The following is a 4,147-nucleotide window of genomic DNA, read 5'->3' on the forward strand; positions in this document are numbered from 1 at the left end:
CCGCGGCCCCCGCCCCCCCGCGCGCGCCGCGGGCCCCCGGGGCCGCGCCCCCCCCCCCCTCTCCGCGTGGTCGCCTTAGTGGAACGAGTCGCCGCAGGCGCACGACCCGCCGGCGTTCGGGTTGTCGATCGTGAAGCCCTGCTTCTCGATCGTGTCCACGAAGTCGATGACAGCACCCTCGACGTACGGGGCGCTCATGCGGTCGACAGCGACCTTCATGCCGTTGAAGTCGACCATCGCGTCACCGTCGAGGGCGCGCTCGTCGAAGAACAGCTGGTAGCGAAGGCCGGCGCAACCACCGGGCTGGACGGCGATGCGCAGGTGCATGTCGTCGCGGCCCTCCTGGTCGAGCAGCGCCTTGGCCTTGACGGCGGCCGCATCGGTCAGCGTCACGCCGTGGCTGGGCGCCTCGGAAGCGGTCGAAGCGGCATCCTGAGCGGTCGTCATGGCTCTCCTAAGAGGTCCTTTGCGGGCGGTTCACCCATCAACAACACGGGCGTTCCCCGCCTTGTTCCGCTTCCCATGGTCCCACAACGGCGCCCCTTGTCGCCCTAGGTGTCGACTGTCACGTAGACCACGCTCGAGCCAGCCGATATATCAGCTAGACCTTCTAACGAGGTCTACGCCCTCCAGCAGGCCTTTCACCGCGACCACTGCCGGGCGACGTGCTGCGCCGTTGCAATGACACTGTTGCGGGCGTCCGCAATCGACTTGTGCACAGAGCCCACGTGCTCGGACACCGAGTAGGCGGCCTGGACGCCGGCGGCGCCCATCTCGCGGCGGCCGACACTGACCTGGCCCGCGATGGCGACGCACGGGATACCGCGCTCGGCCGCCCCCGCGGCGACGGCGGTGATGAGCTTGCCGCGCAGCGACTGCCAGTCGAAGCTGCCCTCGCCGGTGATGACGACGTCGGCGTCGTCGAGGGCGGCGTCGAGGCCGGTCAGGTCGCGGACCAGGCCCGCGCCGGACGTCATCGTCGCGCCCAGCGAGAGCAGCGCGGCACCGAGACCGCCCGCCGCTCCGGCACCCGGCTTGTCGGCCACGGGGGCGAGGACGTCCATGGCGGCCAGTGTCGATTCGAGGCGTTCGACGGCTTCCGGGGACGCGCCCTTCTGCGGGCCGAACGTGCGCGCGGCGCCGTGCGGGCCGAGGAGCGGGTTCTCCACGTCGGAGGCGGCGACGAGCGAGATGCCGGCCAGGTCCACGGCCGCGTCCGCCAGGGCGGCGAGCATGCCGGCGCCTCCGTCGGTCGTGCCCGAACCGCCCAGTCCGACCGTGATGACGTCGTTGTCCGCCGCCGCTGCCGCGATGAGCTCGCCGACACCGCGCGTGGTCGCCGTCTCGCAGGCCTGCGGGCGGAGCTCCGCCGGGACCAGGTGGAGGCCGCACGCTTCGGCGGACTCGACGTAGGCAGTGCGGTGGCCGCCCGTGTGCACGCTGAGCCAGCGCGCTTCGACCGGTTCCCCCAGTGGGCCCGTGACCCTGACATGTCGGATGTCACCGCCTGTGGCGGCGTGCAGCACGTCGACGAAGCCGGGGCCTCCGTCGGCCAGCGGGCGCTGGGCGACGACGTCATCGGGCTTGGCGTCGCGCCAGCCGGTGGCGATGGCGTCGGCGGCCTCGCGGGCGGTCAGGGTGCCGCCGAAGCAGTCCGGGGCGATGAGTACGCGCACCTCGCGAAAGGTACAGAAGAACCACTGTCCTACCCTGTTGCCGTGAGGTTCCTGCGCCGCAACGCCGCCGACACCGATGCCCCGGCCACCGAGTCGACCGACCAGGTCGCCGACTCCACCCGTCCCGCGGGCAAGGGCAGGCCCACGCCCAAGCGGCGTGAGGCTCAGGGCCGGCGTTCCGGGCCGGTGCCGCCGCCTCCCCGCACGCAGCGCGAGGCGTTCAAGCGCATGCGCGGCAACAAGGTGAGCAAGGAAGAGCGCCGTGCCGCGGCCACCGAGCGCCGTCAGCGCATGATGGCGGGCGAGGACAAGTACCTGCTGCCGCGCGACCGCGGTCCGGTGAAGGCGTACATCCGCGACCTCGTCGACTCGCGGCGCAACCTCATGGGCCTGTTCATGCCGCTCGCGATCCTGGTGTTCGTGGCGCTGCTGACGCCGTCGCTGGCCGTGCAGCGGTACGCGACGCTCGCGACGACGTTCATGCTGATCGCGATGGTCATCGAGGGCATCGTGCTCGGCCGCCTCGTCACGCGGAAGGTGCGGGCGAAGTTCCCGACCGAGCCGATCAAGGGCCTGTCGATCGGCTGGTACTCGTTCATCCGCGCGAGCCAGATCCGCAAGCTGCGCGTGCCCAAGCCGCGCGTGAAGCCGGGCGACGCGATCAAGTAGTCCGTGCGCGAGAAGCAGCGCAGACTTCAGCTGCCGGAGAAGCTGCGGTGGAACCACAACGAGTGGTACCGCCGCTGGCTGCTCCGGCAGTTGCCGTCAGGGGCCGGATCGGCGCTGGACGTCGGCTGCGGCCTGGGTGACCTGGCGCGGCGGATCAGGGCCCGCGAGGTCACCGCGATCGACGCCAGCGCGCGCATGATCGAACGGGCGAGCGCCACCACGAGCGAGGTCCGATGGATCCACGGTGACGTGCTCACCCACGACCTCGGGCGCTACGACGTCGTCACCGCCGAGGCGAGCCTGCACCACCTGCCGTTGCGCGAAGGTCTCACCAGGCTCGCCGAGCTGACCAAGCCGGGCGGGACGCTGATCGTCGTCGGGCTGTACCTGACGGCGAGCTGGGCCGACCGTGCCCTGGAGCTGGTGACACTGCCCGCCAACGCCGTCGTCGGGCTCGCCAAGGCCCTCAACGGCACCGGGGGCACGCCGCACGACCCGGAGATGCCGGTGGTGATGAGCGCGCCGACGTTGCACGAGATCCGGGTGGCGGCAGCGGAGGTCCTGCCCGGCGCACGCGTCCGCAGGCGCCTGTTCTGGCGGTACTCCCTGGTGTGGCACGCGCCCGAAGTTCATTAGCAGTACGAACGATTTCGGTTTAAGCTCCGATGTATGAAGTTCCGTCGACTCGGCCGCAGCGGCCTGTCCATCAGCGAGATCTCGTACGGCAACTGGCTCACGCACGGTTCCCAGGTCGAAGAGGACCAGGCCCACGCCTGTGTGAAGGCGGCGCTGGAGTCCGGGATCACGACCTTCGACACCGCCGACGTCTACGCCAACACGGCCGCGGAGTCGGTGCTCGGCCGGGCGCTGCGGGGTGAGCGGCGCGAGTCGCTCGAGATCCTCACCAAGGTCTACTGGCCGACCGGTCCCGGCGGCCCCAATGACCGCGGACTCGGCCGCAAGCACGTCATGGAGTCGGCTCACGCGTCGCTCAAGCGCCTGCAGACCGACTACGTCGACCTCTACCAGGCGCACCGGTTCGACCACAGCGTCCCGCTGGAAGAGACGATGCTGGCGTTCGCCGACCTCGTCCGCCAGGGCAAGGTCCTCTACGTCGGTGTCTCCGAGTGGACCGCCGAGCAGATCACCCGCGGTGCCGCGCTGGCCCGTGAGCTGAACGTGCCGTTCGTGTCGCACCAGCCGCAGTACTCGATGCTGTGGCGCGTCATCGAGCCGCAGGTCATCCCCACGTGCGAGCGCGAGGGCCTGAGCCAGATCGTCTTCTCCCCCGTCGCGCAGGGCATCCTGACCGGCAAGTACCTGCCGGGCGCCGAGGTGCCGGAGGGGTCGCGCCTGGCCGACGCGCGGGGTTCGCAGATGATCGCGCGCTGGATGCGCGACGACGTGCTCAACGCCGTTCAGCAGCTCAAGCCGATCGCCGAGGAGGCGGGCATCACGCTGGCGCAGCTCGCCGTCGCGTGGGTGCTGAAGAACCCGAACGTCGCGTCCGCGATCATCGGCGCGTCGCGTCCCGAGCAGGTCATCGAGAACGTCAAGGCCATCGACGTCGAACTCGGCGACGACGTGCTCGCGCAGATCGACAAGGTCCTCGAAGGCGTCGTCACCGACGACCCGAGGCTCACCGCCCAGGGCTGATCATCCGGCGGGGTGCAGGCTCATCGGGCCGTACACCTCTGTTTCCGAACGCAGCAGCGTGACCTGCTCGACCCCCGCGGCGAGCCGGTCCCGCCACCCCGCGCGGTACCACGCCGCGGGCGCGGGCGGGGGGCCGCACCACCCAA

At 70.8% G+C, this 4,147-nt stretch carries 5 protein-coding genes; 3 read left to right on the forward strand and 2 right to left on the reverse strand.

Translation table 11 applies throughout. From position 1 onward, the window contains the following. Positions 1-75: 75 nt before the first annotated feature. Both ORI60_RS41235 and ORI60_RS41240 read right to left on the reverse strand, forming a co-directional pair. A complete protein-coding gene (locus ORI60_RS41235) occupies positions 76-447 on the reverse strand; it encodes a HesB/IscA family protein (protein WP_089922497.1) in 372 nt (123 codons plus the stop codon). Between the two features lie 194 nt (positions 448-641). Further along, complete coding sequence (locus ORI60_RS41240) at positions 642-1,676, reverse strand: glycerate kinase (RefSeq protein WP_266043441.1); 1,035 nt, start codon at positions 1,674-1,676, stop codon at positions 642-644. Between the two features lie 42 nt (positions 1,677-1,718). On the opposite strand from ORI60_RS41240, the gene ORI60_RS41245 reads away from it, so the two are divergent. The 3 genes from ORI60_RS41245 to ORI60_RS41255 are packed head-to-tail and all read left to right on the forward strand — an operon-like array spanning position 1,719 to position 4,001. Further along, positions 1,719-2,345, forward strand: coding sequence for a DUF3043 domain-containing protein (locus ORI60_RS41245; protein ID WP_266043442.1), 627 nt, complete (start codon positions 1,719-1,721; stop codon positions 2,343-2,345). Positions 2,346-2,348: 3 nt separating this feature from the next. Beyond that, a complete protein-coding gene (locus tag ORI60_RS41250) occupies positions 2,349-2,981 on the forward strand; it encodes a class I SAM-dependent methyltransferase (protein ID WP_266043443.1) in 633 nt (210 codons plus the stop codon). Between the two features lie 33 nt (positions 2,982-3,014). Next, positions 3,015-4,001: an aldo/keto reductase family protein gene (locus tag ORI60_RS41255; RefSeq protein ID WP_266043444.1), complete on the forward strand. Its 987-nt coding sequence runs from the start codon at positions 3,015-3,017 to the stop codon at positions 3,999-4,001. Positions 4,002-4,147 lie beyond the last annotated feature (146 nt).

Origin of the sequence: Lentzea sp. NEAU-D7, from assembly GCF_026242055.1 — a bacterium.
Classification (GTDB): domain Bacteria; phylum Actinomycetota; class Actinomycetes; order Mycobacteriales; family Pseudonocardiaceae; genus Lentzea.